We start from the raw sequence: 21,478 nt of genomic DNA on the forward strand, positions 1-21,478 counted from the left end.
TTAAGCCGTAGGACGTAACTTCACCAACTCATTCATCACTCCATCGAGACCGCCATATACGGAAATTTTATCGATGCGGGTACTGACCCTCTCCAAAGCCTCCAGTTCTTTCAAGCGCAACAGTACCGGGTTGTTATCCATCAGCTTGGCGGTATTGTGCAGAGATCTCATTGCTTGGGTTTCTTCTCTACGCTTAATCAGATTTGCCTCAGATTCCTTCTGCGCTTCTACAACCTGATTAAGGATCATCTTCATATCACCGGGCAAAATAATATCCTTGACTCTCACACTGGTAAGCTCGATACCATATTTCGCCAGCTTGTCGCGGATGCCGGTCGCAATCACAATATTCAACCTGTCCTTATCAGCCAGAAGGCTATCCAGGGTTTGAGTACCCACGGCCTCGCGCAAGTGCAGCTGCAATTCGCGATAAATAAAACCTGTACTATCGCTGAGCTTTAGCGCTACTTTTTTTGCATCGGCAATTTTGTAAGCGCCAGTCAAGTTGATACGCAGGCTGACCCGATCCTTGGTCAGAATTTCCTGGCCGCTAACTTCGATGGTTTTCAACCGCAAGTCCAGTACCTTGACCTCGATAGAGCGGTTGTATTTCCAGTAGCCATAACAGCCGGGCTGTAACACCTTTTCTAACTTACCGTTGACCATTAACAGGCCCACGTGCTCATCGGGAATCTCGTTGTAGTTTACCGCCTGAAGGGCGGTGCGCATTTGTCCAGCACGTACACCTCGCCCCAGTAAGCCCAGGACTTTTTTATCGATGGCGTATTCCTCAGAGATATCCACGATTTCCACCCGCACGGATTCACCGCCCTTCCACACAGCGCGAAAAGTTCCCGGTGGCAAAATATCGACCAAGTGATTATCCCGGTAAAACAATCCCACCTGATGGTCTGACAATTCATAGGATTGCAGGTATTCACCAAGGATCTCACCATAGGTGTTTAACAAAAATTTGGCTTTGATTTCACCGAATACCACATCGGTAATATCGTAAGTTTCTGCCCGTACATCACCGGACAATAGGGATATACGATGGCTGCCAGGTGGCAGCACCCCTTCAAAACGGTTGCGGCGAAATAGCAACACTCGCTCGCTATCCGCAACATCCACGTTCTTCCATATTTTGAACAGAGATATCATGGTTCTTATCTTTTATTCCATTTCCATACTGCGCTACCCCATTGGGCCGCAAGGGTGGGGCCCGTCCAGCGACAGGTGGTAAACCGTTTGTGCCGAGCGGGGCCCAGCGGCAGAGGAATTACGATTTTCCCCACTTGGCTCCCCCTGAGCCTGCAGCCAAAATCCTTGGCCTGAAGACACAATCATAAATCTTGCCGCTGGATCGCACAGGGCAGACCCACGATTAACGACACAGTTGCCAGAATGCCTCCGCAGTAAATCGCTAAATCCTATTTACCGTATCGAGAGGCTATCGGACCCCAGGTAGATTTTTAATGGGGAGTCGAACCCCAGGCTCTCGCCTCTTTCCAGGTCGTTTGGATAACGATGGGACTTTGGCAGGAATCGAACCTGCTACCAATCGATAAGTTATCGACTGCTCTACCAAATGAGCTACAAAGTAGGCGTTTGAACTTCTATCCCGTGGGTACACCTGCCGCCATAGGCGGTGGTGCCGGGCCGGGATTCAGAACCGGCTCCGCTGACGGGCTAAAGGCCTCAAACTCGGTTGCGGCAACCCGGCAAATTCGCCCGGCAACCTGCATGCTTTGGCAATTGCTTTAGTTCGGCCGATCCCTGGCCTAAAACGCGTCAGCCTTTGACGCAAACCACTTGCTTGAGGGTGTAGACGATTTCCACCAGGTCTTTCTGTGCTGCCATAACCTTTTCAATAGGTTTGTAGGCCGATGGGGTTTCATCGATCACGCCCTCGTCTTTTCGGCATTCCACATCGGCGGTGGCCGCTCGATGCTCTTCCAGGGAGACCAGCTTTTTGGCCTTGGTGCGGGACATCACTCGCCCGGCCCCATGGCTACAGCTACAGAAGCTTTCTTCATTACCCAGCCCCCGCACAATAAATGACTTGGCGCCCATACTACCGGGAATAATGCCCATTTCGCCGGTACGCGCTCTTACAGCGCCTTTCCGGGTCACCAATACATCCTTGCCGTAATGATGCTCGCGGGAGACATAATTGTGGTGACAATTCACCGCTTCCATACGCGCTTCAAAATCCATCCCCAGGGCCTGCTTCACCGCGGTAATAGTGCGTGCCATCATCACTTCGCGATTGATACGGGCAAACTCCTGCGCCCACTCCACCGCCTGCACATAGTCATCAAAGTGCTCTGTACCTTCCGGGAAATAGGCCAGGTCACTGTCCGGTAAGTGGATATGCCAGCGCTCCATATCCCGCTTGGCTTTCTCAATAAAGTAAGTGCCTATTCGATTTCCCACTCCCCGGGAACCGCTATGCAGCATCAACCACACGCTTCCCTGTTCATCCAGGCACATCTCGATAAAGTGATTGCCGGTACCAAGTGTCCCCAAGTGATTGATATTATTGGTATTTTTTAATACCGGGTGCCTCTCTTTGAGCAGTTCAAACTGGGCGGCCAGAGGCACCCAACCGGCAAGTGCATCGTCCGGTGGATTCTCCCAGGCCCCCTTGTCCCGCCCTCGCCCCCGGTGTCGGCCAGTACGTCCGTGGGGCACGGCTCGTTCGATGGCGCTGCGCACTCCAGCCAGGTTGTCCGGCAGTTGCGCCGCCGTCAGGCTGGTGCGAACCGCCATCATGCCGCAGCCAATGTCCACCCCTACGGCAGCGGGAATTACTGCCCCCAGAGTTGGGACCACACTGCCAATGGTGGCGCCTTTGCCCAGATGTACATCAGGCATCGCCGCCACCCATTTATGGACGAATGGCATCTGCGAGATATTTTTGAGCTGCGCTTTGGCTTCATCTTCAAAAGGCACACCCAGGGTCCAGGACTTAATCGGCACCCCACCTGCCTGCATTACTTCATATGGCATTGGTTTCATCTTCCACTCCTTTTGAAACCGCGCTTGGTATTCATGTGTTTCATTTAGTTATTGATATAGCGAATTGGGTGCCAACTTTTGCAGACAACTGAAAAATACTTGTAACCTATTGTTTTTTAACGATTTATTTTTTATCTCAGGATTTTTTAGTAGATTTCTTGAGACAGGAGATTCATAAATTTCTATCTTTTTTGATAGTTAAATCATATTTTAGATAGCATGAAGACAATCGCTATCAGTATTCTCGGTACCAGTAAGGACCGGCGCGGCAAAGGCGACAAGCGCTGGGATAAGTGGCGCCCAAACATTTCCATGTGCCAGCACGATGATCTATTGATCGATAGGCTGGAGCTCCTTTTCGACAACCACTCGAGAAGCCTGGCTGACCAGGTCACAGAAGATATTGCGCGGGTCTCTCCAGAGACCGAAGTGGTCCACCACCGGGTAAACTTCAATGCCCCTTGGGATTTCGAGAGCGTGTATAGCAATCTGCTGGATTTCGCCCGCGCCTATAGCTTCAAGCCGGATGACGAGCAGTACCTGGTGCATATCACCACCGGTACCCATGTAGCTCAGATCTGCTTGTACCTGTTAACAGAGGCGGGGTATTTCCCCGGGCGTCTGCTGCAAACTTCCCCGGCGCGAAAGAACAGTAGCTTGCCGGGCGAATACCAAATCATCGATTTGGACCTGTCCAAATACGACCAGATTGCCTCGCGCTTCCAGAGGGAACACCAGGAGGGCACCACCTATCTGAAGGGGGGAATCGAGACCAACAATCTCGCTTTTAACCAGATGATCGAGCAGCTGGAGCAGGTATCGATTCGCTCCGACGCCCCCATACTAATTACCGGTCCCACAGGGGCAGGTAAATCCCAGCTGGCCCAGCGTGTCTTTGAACTACGCAAGCAGCGGGGCAAGCTGGAGGGTGGCCTGGTAGCCGTTAACTGCGCCACCCTGCGCGGCGAAAATGCCATGTCCGCCCTGTTCGGCCATCGTAAAGGCGCCTATACCGGTGCCACCACCCACCGTCCAGGCTTGCTAATGGAAGCAGATAAGGGCCTGCTGTTTCTCGATGAAATCGGTGAGTTGGGACTGGACGAGCAGGCCATGTTATTGCGTGCGATTGAGCATAAACGCTTTATGCCTTTCGGTTCTGATAAGGAAGTAAGCAGTCACTTCCAGCTGATCGCCGGTACCAACCGGGATCTGGTACAGCTCTGCCAAGAAAGTAAATTTCGTGCGGACCTGCTCGCCCGTATCGATCTATGGACCTACCGACTGCCCTCTCTACGAGAGCGCATTGAAGACCTGGAACCCAATATAGATTTTGAGTTAGAGGCTTTCTCCAGGAAATCCGGGCATCTTGTCAGCTTTAATAGAGCAGCACGGGAAAAGTACCTGAGTTTTGGGCGCTCCCGCGAGGCCAGCTGGTCTGCGAACTTTCGCGATCTTAACGCCAGTATCTTGCGTATGGGTACCCTCGCCGACGGTGGGCGTATCACGACTCAAGTGGTGGAAGAGGAACTCCACAGGCTGCGAATTAAATGGCAAAATCCACTAACAGATTCATCACTACCTCTTGCCCACATTGAAGCACTGTTGGGCCCTGATCAGATCGAACAGATGGATTACTACGAGCAAATCAAACTTGCTGGGCTAATTCAAGTTTGTGAAGAATCCAACTCGATGGCCGAGGCCGGACGCAAATTATTTCAAGTGAGCCGCACCTCAAAAAAATCCAACAACGACTCACACCGGGTACGCCAACTTTTAGATAAATACGGTCTTAAATTCGACCAGCTGAATAAAACATAGAGGCCACTTGGCATCATTTTTTGTTAGTCTGATTCCAATAGCCGGATGCTGGATCATGGAATGAAATACACCTATTTAACGCCGCTTATTTTCTTTCTCAGCGCCTGTGAGCCAACCCAATTCGCAGGTGGTACCGCCTTGCCAGATGGCTCTGTTTACAAAGGCGAGATGCTTAACGGTCTGTTTCATGGACGGGGTCAGCTCGAATGGCCCAACGGAAGCCATTATCGTGGCGACTTTCAAAAAGGTCGCATGACAGGTGAAGGTGAGTTAACTGGAAGTGATGGCTGTAGCTATGAAGGGGAGTTCCTAAACGGAGAATTCCATGGCAAAGGCCGCTATAACTGTGATGAAACCGAATGGGCGGGAGAATTCCATGAAGGGGAGCTGCAAAGCGGTACTTTAAATTGGGATGAAGATGGGAGCTATCATGGTGAGTTTTTAGACTTTGATCCCCACGGCGAAGGCAAACTCACTGCGGAAGATGGCAGCCTTTATTTGGGCACCTTTGAACACGGATATTTAATACAGGGCAGCTACTCAGATAGCGATGGCTATCGCTATACCGGCAGCTTCGAGTACGGCTCCTATTCCGGCGAAGGTGAACTCACCCAGCCTGACGGTACGATTATCCGTGCCACTTTTCGCTATGGAGAAGCAGAAGGCGAAGGTGTACGAATAAGTACGGATGCAGAAGGAAACACTGTCGAGGAGTCTGCCTATTTTTCCGGTGGTACCTATTACCCCAGCGAAGACGCCTGGCGCGCACAGACGAATATTCCCGGTGCCCAGGCAGAAATCCGTCTCTATAGCGAAAGTGAGCGCTTACATGACGCTATAAAAGCCCTCCCCTCGCAGAGGCCCGGCGTGCGCGATATTTATACCCTACTGATAGGTGGTGATGGCACCTCTCCAGTATTCGCAAGGGAGCTGGACTGGGTGGCAGAGCGCCTCGACGAAGCCTTTAGCATTGACCAACGTATGCTGCGCCTCAGTAACGGCGGCGGATACGGTTTCCCCCTAGCTACCCGCACCAGTATCCAGGAAAGCCTCAATGCTATTGATCAGTTAATGGACCCCAAAGAAGATTTACTTCTTATACACCTGGTCAGCCATGGTGCTCGAAATGGAGATTTCAAAATTGCCGAGGGGGAGATTCCCCTAAATGATTTCTCACTGAAAGATGGGCAACGATTGCTGAACAATATTAACGCCCAGTACCAGTGGATCGTTGTTTCAGCCTGCTTTTCCGGTCAATGGGTAGAAGCCCTACATAGCCCCAATCGGGTCATCTTTACTTCGGCCGCTGCGGATCGCAGCTCCTTTGGATGTAGCGATGATTCCGAGCGCACCTGGTTTAGTTCCGCGCTTTACGGTGAAGCCCTCAATCAGGGAGTGAATAATCCTGAGGCATGGTTTGAAGCCGCCAAGTTAAAAGTAACCGAGATGGAACAGGAACAGGGGATTAAAAGAAGCCGCCACTCCCTGCCCCAATATTCAGTGGGAGAGAATTTCCTAATGTGGTGGCATGGAAAAAAATCGATTTATTAATTTTGGAATTCCGGTGCAAACCGACTAAAAAATTATTTTTGGTACTAATCACTATCTACCATAATACCAAGCGAAAGGAGATACCTTCTTGGAGTTCGCTAGCCTCTCTGTAGAGTTATTGTTTATATTGTTTTTCGTCGCCGTTATTGCGGGCCTACTTGATACACTAGCAGGTGGGGGCGGCCTGATAACTGTACCGGCCCTTATTCTTAGTGGCGTCCCGCCACTAGCTGCCTTGGGCACCAATAAATTACAAGGCAGTATTGGTACTGCAACTGCTACCTACATGATGCTTAAAAACAACAAGATCAGTTGGGATGGAATTAAAAATCTAATGTTATTTGCCTTTATTGGCGCAGCCATGGGCACAATAGCAGTACAGTTCATCAATACTGATGTTTTGTCATTTATTATCCCTGCTGTTCTTTTATTTATCGCTATTTATTTTATAGTTTCTCCATCCTTTACTCATAGTAGTACTAAACCCAAGGTCTCAAGGAAGAAATACCAATATGGCGTAATCCCATTTATTGGTTACTATGATGGTATGTTTGGCCCCGGAACTGGATCATTTTTTGCCTTATCAGGCGTTGCCTGTAGGGGACAGGATTTACTAACCTCCACGGCCAATGCAAAACCTCTCAACTTTTCCACTAATATCGCATCTTTAATCGTATTCTTATTCGCCGGTCAAGTTTTATGGGCTGCGGGAATCTTAATGATGATTGGACAAGTTATAGGTGCCTGGCTGGGATCTCATTTTCTATTTAAAATTAATCCTGGTTATTTACGGGGAATGGTAGTTCTTATGTGTGGTGGAATGTTAATAAAATATATCCACTCTATGGGATGGATAGATTATATCTTCTGAAAGGTAAGGAGGTGGCTGGAACTCAGAAAAATCAGATTAAATATTAAGACTTTGGATTGTTTTATGGAGCATCTAAAAAGATCTTTAATGAACTTCTTTTTTAAGCTCCATCAACTCCTTCTTGATCTCGGTGACTTGATTCGATAGCTTGCTTTCAAAATCTTCATTGATTATCGACATATACTGCTCAAACCGTCCCTGTTTTATTAGATATTCTAATCTCTCTAGTAATTCATCATTGGAAACTCTTCTCTTGGCTCTTTTCCTGGTAAATTTTATCAGTGACTTTACCCAGTCAGGCAGTCGATAATAAGTATTTTGAAACCCTCTGCTCATGGAGTATCTAAAACCATTATGTCGTATATAGCTAGATAGCTTTGATGGCAGCAACCTATAAAATAGATTTAAATATTTATCCATCTTATTGCAGTCAGAATACCACTCTCTCACCAAACTCTGCTTATCTCTGTCTAACTTCAGAGCGCCTAAAGCTTCATTAAATTCTCTTTCTGTATATTTCTCTATTAATTTTGACTTAATTAATAGAGAAATTACTTTTTTATCACCATAAAGCGGTCGTAATTCTATCAAATACAGCAACCAACATCCCAGAAGATCATTCTTATAATCCGCATCTCTAGCATTTTTTGTTAAGTAGTCAAATACAAAATGGTATTGATTCACCAATCGCTGAATCATTAGATCACTTTTCTTTTCATCTATGCTGACTAAACTATACGACCCAATTTCTGGCAAAACTAATATTGATTTAGCCTTGACGGTTGTTATCCAATGTAGAGAGTGACCATTAACGCAGGAACCCAAAATAAATTCGGATATTTTATTTCCACAAACAAAGTCCCTGCGATAAAACCTCCTGACATTTATAGAATTTATTTTTAAAACAAACCTGGATTTATCACCAATGGATTCTGAGAATTTTTGTAGGGGTTTATTATGGCTAAAAAATACTATATCCGGATTCTCGCTATTGACTATATCCTGTAATTTAGGGATCAATGTAGGGTACCAACAATCTCCCTCATCGATAAATCCAACATACTCGCCAAAAGTATTTTTTATCCCAAATTCAAAAATTAACTGGTCATCAACCTGTGAAGTACTCGGAATATGAATACTTCGAATTCTGGGCATTGAACCTGTAAATTTATTAATTCGACTGCGCTCATAATTTTCGCAAAAATGAAGAACAAGAATCTCTATGTCCTTGTATTGCTGTCGAATAATACTCTGCAGACAGGTATTGAGATAGACACCGCTAGACTTTGAAATAACGACAATCGAAATCATGCGCATACCACTGAAGTTCGGTAATCTAATACTGAATTAGCAGTATCTGGATCTTTATCAAAGAGTATTCTCAAATCCGCATTACTCAATGATAGAAAAGATCTTGTAAACTGAGATTGAAAGCTCCCCCTATACTCTTCGTCAAGATTACGCCAGCACCAGTTAAACAATGCTAACTTGCTTTTGACATACAAGTGGTAAAACCTATCTCTAAGATTAATATTCTTATTAAAGAAGTCTTCAATCTCATCAAAAACCTGTAATACAGATATACGCCGTGCATCTGATATATTTGACAACCTATTTCCTGTGGAGTCGACATTATGAATACAGAAAGGGGATTCAAATAATGCAATATCTTTAGCATTTGTGAGCAAATTCCAATGTGCTAATACATCATTATGTACAGGCGTTTGTGAAAATCTAAGGAAAACCCTTTTCGCATAACTGGTTTTAATCAATCTATTCCAAGGGAAGGGTGTTAAACATAGAATGCCATCATGATCAAAAGCGGAGAAAGTCCTGTTACCAAAGGCTCTAAGCGCTCTGTAGAAAATGGAATTGTCATCACCTGCCATACCAAGATTAATAGTGCTTCCTGGAAATCTACACTGATAGGCCATCAACAAAACATCACTGTTAATTTTTGTAGCAATTGAAACAGATCGATCCAACATATTTGGGAGGATTAGATCATCGGCATCAAAAAATAAAGTCAGCGGTTCAGCTATTTGATCGAGAGCACTATTCCTACAATAGCCTGCCCCATTGTTACCATCGTTTAAAATAATTTTATATGGGATTCTATTTTTCTGAAGAAAATCAGCGGCCAACCCAACCGTGGTATCTGAGGAATTATCGTCAGATAAGTAGATTTTTACATCAGTCGTATTATTATGAACAATAGAGTTCAACGTATTAACAATATTATTTTTTTCATTGTATGTTGGTATTACCACCCCAACTTTACTGTTAGGCATACAAATTCTCTTTACAATTCTCTCTATTATCCCAAAACAGCAGAGTTAAATATAAACACGATAAGCAAATTAATTTGAATACAATCAAGTCTGATAAACGCTGTATCACTTAAAGTAGACAGCTATACACCTTTTTTCAAACTTATTAATCGATGATTTTCTTAAGCTAGATGCTTTCGGGAAGGCTAGAGTATGTAACAAGAGAATTAGACGCCTACTCAAGGCGCCTAGATTTGCCAGAACCAACTCTTAGAGTTTTGATTAGGTGCTATATGGCAAGAATAATATCTTCAATCGGCTTATCAAATATTATTAAATCTTTATTTTTCTCATCTTTATAAAGCTTAATATAGGCTTTAAACATAGCTGAAGGTGATTCCTCCAAAAGTGAAATCAGATAATCCCTACCCTTTAACTCTTCGATTCTGTTACCGATATAGAAACCTACAAAATACAGAGGACTATCCCATACTGCAGAAAAACCCAAATGATAGATTTTGTTGAAGTCTAAACTTGAGTCACGGCATGCACGAAAAAGCATTGTTTCAAATAAAACAAAGTTACTATCTATTCGCTGTAAATTTCTTTTAAATTTTTTCTTAAACCATTCTGTGTACTCTTTTCCGTCTGCAACACTTAATGGAGAACCCACAATAGAGGCTATCCCCTCCAGGCGGGTTTGATTTAAGATTTTCTCACAATTAGAGCCTGGATTTTTTTCCTTCCCATAAAAATTTGACTGCGCAACATGATACAATTCATGTGTAGAAAGTGTCAGTAAACCTTCATAATCGCCTTTAAAATACTGCAGCGCAATATAAAAGTTATCATCATGGGCCCAACCGTCAGAAGTTCCCCCGACTACCATAAAAATATTGGTATCAAAGAAAATATCTTTAGGAGAATAATCACCAATTCCCCTCTTTACACTATTTAAGTATTGCTGAGGATTGCGCTTTATTATCTTGAGTATATCTTTAACTTCGGACAACCGTTCATTTAACTGTTGAAACCTAAAGGGATCATTTTTAACTGGATTACCTTCAACAACATCGATCAAACTAGACCGAAATGACTCTGCATTCGCTTTATTGTCAAATCTTGAGGTTTGATGGATCGTTGCTTGTATACCCTGCAAACTCATTAGCTGATCTAATTGGTCATCAGATACTTTGTCTCCAGATAAAATATCAACTAATCTATCAGCACTCTCAAAATCAATTGTTATATTATCAGTTACTTTCGCTGAGGAAAAAGCCGCAAGGCTTATCAGTAACAAGCCTAAAAAAATCACGCACTTAAAGATATTCATTTTACCCCTCGTAAAAATGTAAAAGAAAAGAATAACTAGGTATTTAATCTAAAAAGAATGCTTATTGTGTGATTATTAGGCCTTTATTGTCTACACAACCTCCACTCCAAATATGAGACAAAAATATTGCATTTTATGCCACTAAAGGGGCTTGTGTTTTTCAGCTATCTAAAAGAAAGTTTTGCTTACGACAGAGGATATCTTGAAAAGATTGAATCCCACCCACAGATTGTGATGGGATTCAGGGTAGGCTTAGGCAGACTTCTGTTCTTCAATAAAGCGCTGCATCTGCTCTTCCAGCATCGAAAGAGGCAAAGCACCATTACTTAGCAGTGCATCGTGAAATGATCGCAAATCAAACTTATCGCCAAGCTCTTTTTCCGCAAGGGCTCGCAGTTGTCGAATTTTAATTTCCCCCATCTTGTAAGATAGCGCCTGCCCCGGCCAGGATATATAGCGATCTACTTCTGCACGTACATTAGCCGGAGAGAGGGATGTATTATTGGAAAGAAAGTTTAATGCCTGCTGTCGTGACCACCCCTGAGAATGAATGCCAGTATCAATTACAAGCCGCGCGGCACGCCACATTTCATAGCTGAGCCGGCCAAAGTGCTCGTAGGGAGTGGTGTACAGTCCCATCTCTTTACCTAGTCGCTCTGAATAAAGGGCCCAACCTTCTCCATAAGCGCTCAGGTAAAGGTTGCGACGAAAGTCCGGTACATTCTCAAGCTCTTGCGAGAGAGCATTCTGTAAATGATGGCCCGGCACAGCCTCATGCAAGGTAAGAGCAGGTAGCTCATACAAGGGACGCTGGTCCAGCCCGTGAGTATTCAACCAGTAGGCACCACCGCGAGTACCACCAATGGCGGCTGGATTATACGAGGCCGTAGTGTAGTTAGGTGCTATTTCACTGGGAACTGGTACCACGCCATAGGGAGTACGCGGCAATAAGTTAAAGAACTCTGGCAATACATAGTCAATACGCTTGGATATATAGGCCGTTTCCTTGAGCAACTGTTCCGGCGTTTTAGCATAAAACTGTGGGTCTGTGCGCAGGAATTGGGTGAATTCTGTAAAGCTGCCTTTAAAGCCTGACTCCTTGATCAGAGCTTTCATTTCCGCACGGATTCTCTTCACTTCGGCAAGGCCCGTGCGATGAATCTCCGCAGGGCTCAGATCCAGGGTCACGTAGTAGCGGATGTTGTGGCGATAGTAATCGCTACCACCAGGCATCTGTTCAGCACCCAAAGTCTTTGTGGCCGCCTTTAGATATTCTCCCTCCAAGAAGCTCGCTAACCGCTCAAAAGCAGGCATAGCCACCCGCTCAATGGCAACACGTCCCTGCTCCTGCAGACGCTTCTGATCAACGGTACCTATGAACTGGGGGATCTCAGTAAATGGCTTGTAAAGACTACTTTTAGTCGGGTCTTTGTATACCTGAGCCCGCACGGTCGGCGCTATGCCCTCGACAACAATTTTGGGTAGTACAAAGCCTGTACGAATCCCCTCGCGCATATTCGCAATATTCTCGTCGAAGTATCGACCAAACTGACCTATACGAGCGATATAGTCTTCGTAATCAGCAATATCCCTCATCGCCACTCCATTGTTTGCTTCCAATGCAGTGGTGTAAAAACTCGAAAATGTATTTAGAGGGATTCGCTCGAGGTACAGTTCTTTTGACTCAATCGCACTGCTTAAGACCCAAGAAAGTAGTTCACTATTTACTCGATCAGAAGCGCTCAATTTACTGTTGTCGATAGCTTCGAGGCGCTTAATAAAGGCCTGCTCTGCTTTAATACGGCGCTGACGATCTTTGGCAGTTACCCCGGGGAGCTCGTGGTTATAATCGGAAACGCCAACCCGGCCGGCGGTTATCGGATCCTCTCTCAACGTGTACTGCCAATGATCGGCAATCACACTTTGTAGCTCTTCGGTGGCATTCACGGCCCAGGCCGGGGAAGTCATCAGGCTCGTGGCAATAATTGATCCTACGAGGGACCTTAAGTAACAGATAAAAGATCTCTTGGATTTCACCCTGGGCTCCGTAGCACTGTTAGTGTCATAGAAGAACAATAGAAGTTGTTCATTTAGTACTTTATAAAGATTGTAGAAATGACAAGTTTGTACCAGCACTATACACGAAGGAAGCTCGGCGGGGGCTATAGGATAAAAATACTGCCATAGAAACGGCGGAGGAATAAAAATCTCTCCGCCATACAATCAAGCTATCTATTAGCCGTTAAGTTGCATGCGCATAACAACGCACATCATAGCTCCCACTCAGACCAATGGCATACATAGATGTATTCCAGAAAGAGTTTACAAACCAGTTGCGGAATGCGTTCTTGGTTGGGAACCAGAATTCTCCAAAATTTGGGTCGAAAAACAGTACATCTTCCGCAACCCAGGCTGCCATAGCGTGGGCACCCACCTTACCTGAAATACCGATTTTCTTGTAAGAGCCAGCGCTTCTCGTCGGCTCCCTAATAATTTCATCGGCAAGCGCTGCAGAGTTGCGCATAGTAGTTTGCCCTCGATCTAAACGAGGGCCTGTGACCACGTGAATTTGGCGCTGACCATTTGGCCCAGCGATACCCACACCGCCATTATTCTGAAGAGGCAGAATATTGTGAGATTGCAGCCACGTCTCTGAGACCTGATCCTGGTTTGGTGCATTTCCACCAATCTGGTGCAAGGTCATCACATGAAAAAGATGTTGCTCACTCAATGTATTTTTGGGGAATAGCCAATTCCAAAGGCTTCCATCCTCTGCGTGAAATTTAATCCAGTGGGCACTCAGAGATTCACAGACTCCGCCAGCAGTATCCTGGTGTATGGTGATCTGTGCCTTCACCGGGTCCAAACACTGACTGAAGTTATATTGAAGTGTGCCACCGTGCTGGGCCACAGATCTCTGAACAGGACCAACCCTTGTCCCGGTAAGTGCAAGTACTGTTTTATCAAACCAAATCGGCATGTCCATCTCCCCTGTATTCACAATGTAGAAACACTTATTCAGCGATTAGTTAATTGCTTCTGAGAAGTGCTTTCCGGTATATGCATTAGATTGAAACAGAAAAATTACAGAGCAGATAGGTGTCCATTTTTTTTTAAAATCGGCTCTGGCACTCTTTTCTCAGGCCATAGATAGCAGTTCGAAATAGATTGAGGCGCAAATATTTATTTGACTCTGGCACTATTTTTTATGGGTAAGAATATCATGGCTATTTAAGATTAATTCCATGCTAAAACAGACCCAGCTACGCTTGCCAGTCAGATTACACAGGTCCTTTAATTCGACTCTGGTACTATTTTTGGTGCAAAAAAATTGACCTCTGACATGGAAACTATCTAAATAGAAATATTTTTTTGCAGTTGGCGACAATTGGTTTTATCTTTCCAGAGATAGAGCTTATTACCTCCAGATAATTACGACTTGAAAATGAGTCAATGATAAGAAGTGAAATAGGTAGAAGTGGTAACAACTAAAAAAGGCAGCCGGGTGAACCCGGCTGCCGAGCGCCCATGGGGGGAGGGCTAAGAGGAAAAAATTGGTAGTGGATTGCTAACCACTAAAAACAGCTACTGCCAATTTATGTGCGGCGAGCGTAAGAGCGAACTTCATATCCACCGCTTAGCCCTACTGAATACATAGAGTTATGCCAAAATGATTGGGTAAACCAATTAAAGAAGGAATTTCTGGATTCAAACCAGAATTCACCAAAGTTGGGGTCAAAGAAAGTAATGTCCTGCGCAACCCAGGCAGCCATTGCATGACCTGCAAAAGTGCCATCAAGGCCTATCTTCTTATAGCAACCAGCACCACCCGTCTGATCCAAAATAATCTCCCTGGCCAATGCATTGGGAGAGAAAACGCCACTCTGGCCTTGTGCTCTACGGGGATTGTGAATACCCCGAATAGTATTTCCTCCCCGGCCATTCGGGAAAGCTCCACCAAATACATTTTGACTTGTAGGGAAGATATTTTGTGTGCTCAGCCAGGCTTCTGTAGTTCTGTCCTGGTTATTCTGTGTGCCCGCCTGTTGCAGGGTCATTACGTGAAATAAGTGTTGCTCATCCAGTACACCCGCAGGCATTAACCAATCCCACAAGCTCCCGCCATCAGAGTGATGCTTGATCCAAAAAGCGGAAAGCGCTTCACAAACACCACCGGAAGTATCTTCATGAATAGTGATTTGTGCTTTTACCGGATCTTTACACTGGCTGAAGTTGTATGTCAGTTGACCCCGATGATTGGCTACAGATTGTTGTACGGGGTTTACGCGTGTTCCAGTTACAGCGAGAACGGTTTTATCGACCCAAATAGGCATATTCGATCCCTCATTTTATGAGATAAAAACGCTGCACAAATCCTTTTTTAAAAACTGAAAATTTGTAGCGCCTGTGAATTGGGCGGGCATTGAACCAGAAAAGTTCCAGGGCCAACAGAGTATAAAAGCGCTTTTTAAATCGACTCTGGCACTATTTTTTTATCTAGCGTTAATCTTGCCTGAATCCTACTTTGCTGAAATCTATTAGCCGAAAATAATCTGGCAACAAACAATATTTATCCATTTCCAACTGCGAAGACAAAATAAAGATAAGAAGATATTTTTACTTATAAATATTTATCATTCTTAATCTCAAATAGGACGCATAGCAATTTATAGAAAGTACACTTTTACAAAACTCATCAGTTTAAAAAAGTGGCTTGTAACAGCAAACTGCTAGAGTAGGTGTGCAAGTAAAAAGCTATGCAATAAATTGCATAAAAAACTAAGCAACAACGTCTGTGCCGGTCTCGTTGCCAGCACACTTTTAGCCACTCAATACAGCACTATAAGTTAGTTGTGAAAAATTTAGGCAGGAATGATTCAACAGCAAAGTGGTAGGTAAGATGCCTCGACCAAATTCTGTCCCTAGGTCGTTAACTCCAGGGGATGAAATCCGGTCGAGGTTTGGCTAAGCGGTGTTAAACCTGCTCTACAGTCTGCTCAATACGTCCAAAGATAGATTGCCCTTGATCATCGAGCATTTCGATTGAAATGGTATTTCCAAAGTCCATAAATGGCGTGCTTGCAGAGCCATTCTGGATGGTCTCAATCATGCGAATCTCGGCAATACAACTGTAACCAACACCACCTTCTGCTACAGGCTTACCGGGGCCGCCATCCAACTTATTGGACACCGTTCCAGAGCCAATAATGGTGCCTGCGCAAAGTGGACGAGTTCTGGCCGCGTGGGCGACCAGTTGCCCGAAGTGGAAGGTCATATCCACACCGGCATTGGGCTCGCCAAACTTCTCACCATTCAGATGGGAAACCAGTGGCAGATGCAATTTACCCTCGCTCCAGTTTTCACCCAGCTGTTCAGGGGTTACGCAAACAGGGGAGAAAGCACTAGAGGGTTTGGACTGGTAGAAACCAAATCCTTTGGCCAGTTCCGCAGGTATCAATCCGCGCAGGGATACATCATTGACCAACATTACCAACTTGATATGGGTTAGTGCATCCTCAGCGGACACCCCCATAGGAACATCGTCGGTGATCACGGCAATTTCTGCCTCGAAGTCGATGCCAAAGCCATTGCTTTGCGGCATCTTTACCGGCTCGCGTGGGTCCAGGAAGGTATCGGAACCACCTTGATACATGAGCGGATCGCTGTAGAAGCTCTCCGGCACCTCGGCACCGCGGGCTTTGCGCACCAGCTCAACATGATTCACGTAAGCACTACCGTCGGCCCAGTGATATGCGCGCGGTAAAGGCGAAGCACACAGAGTTTGGTCAAAGGCTTCCCCTTGAATCTCGCCACTTTGCAGGCGCTCGTGTAGCTTCTCCAACTCGCTGCTGACTGATGCCCAATTGTCCAACGCACTCTGCATGGTGGGGGCAATATCGCCAGCTGGCACCATACGGGTAAGATCGTCGCTAACAACAACCAATTGGCCATCGCGGCCGGATTTAAGGCTGGCTAACTTCACTGTGCCTCCCCTTCAGTTTTTTCCACAAATTCTTCTTCCCCATGCATCCAGGCGGCGTGCCTTGGGGCTTTTTTAGTACGTGACCACTCTTCCAACATATCCTCAGCAACCCGCTTCAGCTCTTTATGCATTCCGGGCTTGGCGGTATTGGCGGCCAGCTCGATACGATGGCCGTTGGGGTCGAAGAAGTAGATCGACTGGAAGATAGTGTGATTGGTAGGGCCGAGTACGTCGACCCCGGCCGCTTCCAGTCGCGCTTTGGTCTCAAGCATTTCTTCCATGGACTCTACTTCGAAAGCGATATGCTGCACCCATTTGGGTGTGTTCTCATCGCGCCCCATCTCCGGGGAGTTGGGGATTTCGAAGAAGGCAAGCACATTCCCCATACCCGCATCCATAAAGACGTGCATGTAAGGGTCCGGCTCACCGGTTGAGGGTACCTCGTTTTCGGCAATGGCCAGCTGGAAGTCCATGCCGAGAAGATCGCGGTAGAATTCCACTGTCTCCTTGGCGTCCCTACAGCGATACGCCACGTGGTGAATGCGCTTAATGCCCATTGAAGCCTCCGTTATTATTCCTTTTCTTTAATGACGCCACGCTTGAGCTGGTCGCGCTCAATGGATTCGAACAGGGCCTTAAAGTTACCCTCACCAAACCCTTCATCTTCCTTGCGCTGGATAAACTCAAAGAATACCGGGCCGAGCATATTAGCGGAGAAAATCTGTAGCAGCAGGCGTGGTTGGCCGCCCTCAGTGGTGCCATCCAGCAGGATGCCACGGCTCTGGAATTCTTCAGTAGGTTCACCGTGCCCAGGCAGGCGCTCTTCCAGCATTTCGTAGTAGGTGTCCGGCGGCGGGGTCATAAACTCCATGCCGCGCTCTTTCAGGCGATCCCAACAGGCAATTAAGTCATCACAAGCAAAGGCGATATGCTGGATACCTTCGCCGTTGTACTTCATCAGGAACTCTTCGATCTGGCCGCCGCCACCAGCTGCTTCTTCGTTCAGCGGAATACGGATCTTGCCATCCGGTGCAGTCATCGCCTTGGACAGCAGGCCGGTGTATTCGCCTTTGATATCGAAGTAACGAATCTCGCGGAAGTTGAACAGGTCTTCGTAATACTTGGCCCAGTAATCCATACGGCCGCGATACACGTTGTGGGTAAGGTGATCCAGGGTGTGGAAACCACAACCTTCGGGGCGGCGCTCTACGCCCTCTTCCCAGATAAAGTCGATATCGTAGATGGACTCACCATCTTCGTAGCGGTCAATCATGTACAGGGTCGCACCGCCAATACCTTTGATTGCCGGCAGGTGCAGTTCCATCGGGCCAGTATTCACATGAACAGGCTGTGCACCTTTACGCAGGGCCTCTTCGTAGGCGAACTTGGCATCTTTTACGCGGAAGGCAAGGCCACAAGCGGAGGGACCGTGCTCTTGGGCGTAGTAATAGGCGTGGCTGTTGGGCTCGTAGTTAGTGATGAAGTTGATATCACCCTGGCGCCACAACTCCACTGCCTTGGAGCGATGACGGGCGATTTTCTCAAAGCCCATGGCGGTAAAAACGGTTTCAAGGATGCCTTTTTCCGGCGCTGTAAACTCTACGAATTCGAAGCCGTTAAGTCCCATCGGGTTTTCAAATAAGTCGGCCATGCGGTCCTCCATTTCTTATCATCGCAGCACTTCAAAGCGGGGCTGCGGATTGTGGATTTAAAGCGCAAACGAAGTTAGTTGCAGATGTAACTAATGTCAAGGAACTCTGGATCAGCTAAAAAATGAGTACTAGAAGAGTGTTTTTAGTCACCAGCCTCCAAAGCTAGCGCCTGGGAGAATAACCAGCTGGCAACGGGTCCTTGGACAGGATCGGGAGAGTAATCGGGAGCCGGGTGCGACACAGTGGTTGCGCCACACCCGTGCACAGCCGACCTTACTTACGCGTGCATTTACCGGTATCGGTACGACACATATGATCCTTGTGAAACTTGCCGGTCATCTGGTCGCACTGGGATTTGCTCACATCTCCAGCACAGGCATTTTCGGCATGCTGGCAGCAACCGGTTTCAGCGGTGCCCATTCCTTTATTGCCGTCCATCCCTTCATCTTTCTTGCGCTGTTCGCAGGCAGACAGGGTCAAAACCATCGCCGCGGCCAGTATCCCAATTGAAGCTTTGAGTCTCATAAAGGCCTCCTAAATACCCGGCTTAGCGGCCGGTGACATGGATATCGCGGAATCTGCCGCGCATTGCTTTGTGCGACCCGCGTAGATTTACCCGACATCTCCACCAGCTCAGGGATTTTGCGATTAGGCGCGCCATCCCATTACCACCCTGCAGATTTACCGGGCCATGCATTGACTGTAGCCCACACTGGCAGCGAAACCATCTGACTGACGGGACATTTACGTTAATTTGCCCCTGACAGCCCATCCAAATAACTGAATACCTTTTTGTATTTGTCAGAGCCGGTACAATCGGCCCCCGTTTGTCGGGTAAAAACCCCGCCTGAATGTATTTATTGAGGACCCCCTATGCTTCTCGCCGCTGCTGCCATCATTGCTGGCTTTATTGTGCTGGTCTGGAGTGCCGATCGTTTTGTGGATGGAGCTGCCGCCACTGCTAAACATTGCGGCATGCCCACACTGTTAATAGGCATGGTGATTGTCGGCTTCGGTACTTCCGCTCCGGAGATGGTGGTCTCAGCCATTGCCGCCTTGAATGGCAACCCCGGCCTCGCCCTGGGTAATGCCTACGGTTCCAATATTGCCAATACCGGTTTGATTCTCGGTTTCAGTGCCCTGCTGATCCCACTATCGGTACACTCAAAGATTGTGCGTAAAGAGCTGCCACTGCTGCTGGCAATCACCCTGCTCAGTGGTGCCTTCCTGTGGAATGACCGCTTGGAGCGCTGGGAGGGTATTGTTCTGTTATTCGGTTTCTTCGCCTTGATCGGCTGGAGTATCTTTTCTGCCATGCGCAATAAAGGTGACCAGCTTGAGGGAGAAGTAGAAACTGAGCTGGAAGACAACCCTATGCCACTCGGAACTGCCATATTTTGGTTGGTAGCGGGGCTGGTACTATTGATTGTCAGCTCCCGAATCCTCGTATGGGGAGCAGTAACCATTGCCGAATCTTTGGGGGTCAGTGACCTGGTGATAGGCCTGACTATTGTTGCCCTGGGAACCTCACTGCCGGAACTGGCCGCAACTTTAGTGGCCGCACGAAAAGGTGAGCACGATATCGCCATCGGTAACGTTGTCGGCTCCAATATGTTCAATCTGCTGGCGGTGGTTGGCATTGCCGGCACCATTGCTCCCATGAACAACGTACCCCACGAGGTGCTGTCCCGGGACTGGCCGATGGTTCTGGGCCTCACAATTGCCCTGTTTATTTTTGCCTACGGCTTCAAAGGCCAGGGCCGAATCAATCGCTGGGAAGGCTCCGCGCTGCTAATGGCTTACCTCGTATATACCGGCTACCTGGTAGGAACCATTACCAAAGCTGCACTCTGATAATATTCGGGGTGGTGCCGCACCACCCCATAGTTACTGCCTGAATTCACCATAATTCGCCACCTCTGCGCCCATTTCTCTTCCCAAAAACTGACTAATATCTGCAACACCTACCAAGGAAAAGTGCAGAGCAGCTTGATGAAGAGAAGCACCATTGGCAAAACCGTAGCGCTAACAGCCCTATTTGGACTCGGTGCAATTTACCTACTCAATGCCTCTTGGCTGGCGACAGCCCAGCAAGGGGAACCGATCCTGATTGCCCATCGCGGCGTCTACCAAACTTACAACCGGGATAATTTGACCCGTGACGAATGCACCGCAGTCCGTATCTATACCCCGGAACACCGCTATCTGGAAAACACTATTCCTTCTATGGAAGCTGCCTTTTCTCATGGCGCGGACATTGTCGAAATCGATGTCCATCCCACCATTGATGGCGACTTCGCAGTATTTCATGACTGGACCCTAGACTGCCGCACGGATGGAACAGGTGTCACCCGGGAACAGTCCATCAAGGACTTAAAAAAGCTGGATATTGGTTACGGCTATACCTTTGATGGCGGCAAGACATTTCCCTTTCGTGGCCAGGGGGTGGGTTTACTTCCCACTTTAAAAGAGGTCTTGCTGCACTTTCCCGGCAAGCAGTTTCTGATCAATATTAAGAGTAATGATCCAACAGAAGCAGAGCGATTGGATAACTATCTTCGGCAACACCAATTGCCTATTAATTCCCGGCTTATGGTCTACGGTGGCGATCGCCCAATTGAAAGGATGCGCCAGTTACGGCCAAATGCATTGGCCTTCAGCAAGACAAGCGCCAAACAATGTGCTCTGCAATATGCACTATTCGGTTGGAGTGGCTACTTTCCTGAGTCTTGCCGGAACAGTATTGTTGTTGCACCCAATACCTGGCGATGGGCTTTGTGGGGTTGGCCCAATCGCTACTCTGAACGAGTGACCAAAGCCAATAGCTTGGTGATGGCAGTGGACCATAAAAATGGCAAGCGGGGCTTGCCCGGTATTTACACACCGGAAGAACTCAGTTTTCTACCCGAAGGGTACAGCGGAGCTATTTGGATTGAGAAGATCGAACTGATTGGCCCATATCTACAAGCAAGACAATAG

At 47.0% G+C, this 21,478-nt stretch carries 17 protein-coding genes and 1 tRNA gene; 5 read left to right on the forward strand and 13 right to left on the reverse strand.

Going from position 1 to position 21,478, the window contains the following annotated elements; genetic code table 11:
- From ACJJI6_RS16130 to ACJJI6_RS16140, 3 genes are all read right to left on the reverse strand, one after another.
- Complete coding sequence (locus ACJJI6_RS16130; protein ID WP_475711223.1) at positions 1 to 1,161, reverse strand: slipin family protein; 1,161 nt, start codon at positions 1,159 to 1,161, stop codon at positions 1 to 3.
- A 369-nt stretch (positions 1,162 to 1,530) separates the two neighbouring features.
- A tRNA-Ser gene (locus tag ACJJI6_RS16135) sits at positions 1,531 to 1,602 on the reverse strand.
- Positions 1,603 to 1,791: 189 nt separating this feature from the next.
- A complete protein-coding gene (locus tag ACJJI6_RS16140; protein ID WP_475711225.1) occupies positions 1,792 to 3,021 on the reverse strand; it encodes an RtcB family protein in 1,230 nt (409 codons plus the stop codon).
- A 219-nt stretch (positions 3,022 to 3,240) separates the two neighbouring features.
- Between ACJJI6_RS16140 and rtcR the strand changes: the two genes are divergently transcribed.
- The 3 genes from rtcR to ACJJI6_RS16155 all read left to right on the forward strand — a co-directional run bounded on the left by rtcR (position 3,241) and on the right by ACJJI6_RS16155 (position 7,261).
- Positions 3,241 to 4,839 carry an RNA repair transcriptional activator RtcR gene (rtcR, locus tag ACJJI6_RS16145; protein WP_475711227.1) on the forward strand — a complete coding sequence of 533 codons (1,599 nt, stop codon included), beginning with the start codon at positions 3,241 to 3,243 and terminating at the stop codon, positions 4,837 to 4,839.
- Positions 4,840 to 4,899: 60 nt separating this feature from the next.
- The gene (locus tag ACJJI6_RS16150; RefSeq protein WP_475711228.1) at positions 4,900 to 6,390 is read left to right on the forward strand and encodes a C13 family peptidase; all 1,491 of its coding nucleotides are present in this window, start codon (positions 4,900 to 4,902) and stop codon (positions 6,388 to 6,390) included.
- A gap of 88 nt (positions 6,391 to 6,478) precedes the next feature.
- Positions 6,479 to 7,261 carry a TSUP family transporter gene (locus ACJJI6_RS16155; RefSeq protein WP_444918730.1) on the forward strand — a complete coding sequence of 261 codons (783 nt, stop codon included), beginning with the start codon at positions 6,479 to 6,481 and terminating at the stop codon, positions 7,259 to 7,261.
- Positions 7,262 to 7,345: 84 nt separating this feature from the next.
- Here the strand turns inward: ACJJI6_RS16155 and ACJJI6_RS16160 are convergent, their stop codons facing one another.
- From ACJJI6_RS16160 to ACJJI6_RS16205, 10 genes are all read right to left on the reverse strand, one after another.
- Positions 7,346 to 8,572 (reverse strand): glycosyltransferase family 2 protein, encoded by a 1,227-nt coding sequence (locus ACJJI6_RS16160; RefSeq protein WP_475711229.1) that lies wholly within the window; start codon positions 8,570 to 8,572, stop codon positions 7,346 to 7,348.
- Positions 8,569 to 9,552: a glycosyltransferase family A protein gene (locus ACJJI6_RS16165; protein WP_475709010.1), complete on the reverse strand. Its 984-nt coding sequence runs from the start codon at positions 9,550 to 9,552 to the stop codon at positions 8,569 to 8,571. Before ACJJI6_RS16165 ends, ACJJI6_RS16160 begins: the two co-directional genes overlap by 4 nt.
- A gap of 268 nt (positions 9,553 to 9,820) precedes the next feature.
- Positions 9,821 to 10,864, reverse strand: a complete 1,044-nt coding sequence (locus tag ACJJI6_RS16170) for a DUF5700 domain-containing putative Zn-dependent protease (RefSeq protein WP_475709011.1) — start codon at positions 10,862 to 10,864, stop codon at positions 9,821 to 9,823.
- A gap of 252 nt (positions 10,865 to 11,116) precedes the next feature.
- Positions 11,117 to 12,901 (reverse strand): DUF885 domain-containing protein, encoded by a 1,785-nt coding sequence (locus tag ACJJI6_RS16175; protein WP_475711230.1) that lies wholly within the window; start codon positions 12,899 to 12,901, stop codon positions 11,117 to 11,119.
- 205 nt (positions 12,902 to 13,106) lie between these two features.
- Entirely contained in the window at positions 13,107 to 13,844 is a 738-nt protein-coding gene (locus tag ACJJI6_RS16180; RefSeq protein WP_475711232.1) for a YopT-type cysteine protease domain-containing protein, read from the reverse strand.
- Positions 13,845 to 14,460: 616 nt separating this feature from the next.
- Entirely contained in the window at positions 14,461 to 15,198 is a 738-nt protein-coding gene (locus ACJJI6_RS16185; RefSeq protein ID WP_444915058.1) for a YopT-type cysteine protease domain-containing protein, read from the reverse strand.
- Between the two features lie 641 nt (positions 15,199 to 15,839).
- Positions 15,840 to 16,847, reverse strand: a complete 1,008-nt coding sequence (locus tag ACJJI6_RS16190; RefSeq protein ID WP_475711233.1) for a fumarylacetoacetate hydrolase family protein — start codon at positions 16,845 to 16,847, stop codon at positions 15,840 to 15,842.
- Entirely contained in the window at positions 16,844 to 17,404 is a 561-nt protein-coding gene (locus ACJJI6_RS16195) for a VOC family protein (RefSeq protein WP_252084079.1), read from the reverse strand. The genes ACJJI6_RS16190 and ACJJI6_RS16195 overlap by 4 nt, the downstream gene beginning before the upstream one ends.
- A gap of 14 nt (positions 17,405 to 17,418) precedes the next feature.
- Positions 17,419 to 18,498, reverse strand: a complete 1,080-nt coding sequence (gene hppD / locus ACJJI6_RS16200) for a 4-hydroxyphenylpyruvate dioxygenase (protein WP_444906715.1) — start codon at positions 18,496 to 18,498, stop codon at positions 17,419 to 17,421.
- A 274-nt stretch (positions 18,499 to 18,772) separates the two neighbouring features.
- Positions 18,773 to 19,024 (reverse strand): hypothetical protein, encoded by a 252-nt coding sequence (locus ACJJI6_RS16205; protein ID WP_413663971.1) that lies wholly within the window; start codon positions 19,022 to 19,024, stop codon positions 18,773 to 18,775.
- Positions 19,025 to 19,372: 348 nt separating this feature from the next.
- On the opposite strand from ACJJI6_RS16205, the gene ACJJI6_RS16210 reads away from it, so the two are divergent.
- The gene (locus ACJJI6_RS16210; RefSeq protein ID WP_413663970.1) at positions 19,373 to 20,353 is read left to right on the forward strand and encodes a calcium/sodium antiporter; all 981 of its coding nucleotides are present in this window, start codon (positions 19,373 to 19,375) and stop codon (positions 20,351 to 20,353) included.
- 138 nt (positions 20,354 to 20,491) lie between these two features.
- On the forward strand, positions 20,492 to 21,478 hold the full coding sequence (locus ACJJI6_RS16215) for a glycerophosphodiester phosphodiesterase family protein (RefSeq protein WP_475711235.1): 987 nt from the start codon (positions 20,492 to 20,494) through the stop codon (positions 21,476 to 21,478).

The sequence above is a fragment of the Microbulbifer maximicatervae (SeqCode) genome (assembly GCF_056232625.1).

Coding starts and splice junctions, on each gene's coding strand:
- ACJJI6_RS16130 (WP_475711223.1), bottom strand. CDS start 1,161: ATGATATCTCTGTTCAAAATATGGAAGAACGTGGATGTTGCGGATAGC.
- ACJJI6_RS16140 (WP_475711225.1), bottom strand. CDS start 3,021: ATGAAACCAATGCCATATGAAGTAATGCAGGCAGGTGGGGTGCCGATT.
- rtcR (WP_475711227.1), top strand. CDS start 3,241: ATGAAGACAATCGCTATCAGTATTCTCGGTACCAGTAAGGACCGGCGC.
- ACJJI6_RS16150 (WP_475711228.1), top strand. CDS start 4,900: ATGAAATACACCTATTTAACGCCGCTTATTTTCTTTCTCAGCGCCTGT.
- ACJJI6_RS16160 (WP_475711229.1), bottom strand. CDS start 8,572: ATGATTTCGATTGTCGTTATTTCAAAGTCTAGCGGTGTCTATCTCAAT.
- ACJJI6_RS16165 (WP_475709010.1), bottom strand. CDS start 9,552: ATGCCTAACAGTAAAGTTGGGGTGGTAATACCAACATACAATGAAAAA.
- ACJJI6_RS16170 (WP_475709011.1), bottom strand. CDS start 10,864: ATGAATATCTTTAAGTGCGTGATTTTTTTAGGCTTGTTACTGATAAGC.
- ACJJI6_RS16180 (WP_475711232.1), bottom strand. CDS start 13,844: ATGCCGATTTGGTTTGATAAAACAGTACTTGCACTTACCGGGACAAGG.
- ACJJI6_RS16185 (WP_444915058.1), bottom strand. CDS start 15,198: ATGCCTATTTGGGTCGATAAAACCGTTCTCGCTGTAACTGGAACACGC.
- ACJJI6_RS16195 (WP_252084079.1), bottom strand. CDS start 17,404: ATGGGCATTAAGCGCATTCACCACGTGGCGTATCGCTGTAGGGACGCC.
- hppD (WP_444906715.1), bottom strand. CDS start 18,498: ATGGCCGACTTATTTGAAAACCCGATGGGACTTAACGGCTTCGAATTC.
- ACJJI6_RS16205 (WP_413663971.1), bottom strand. CDS start 19,024: ATGAGACTCAAAGCTTCAATTGGGATACTGGCCGCGGCGATGGTTTTG.
- ACJJI6_RS16210 (WP_413663970.1), top strand. CDS start 19,373: ATGCTTCTCGCCGCTGCTGCCATCATTGCTGGCTTTATTGTGCTGGTC.
- ACJJI6_RS16215 (WP_475711235.1), top strand. CDS start 20,492: ATGAAGAGAAGCACCATTGGCAAAACCGTAGCGCTAACAGCCCTATTT.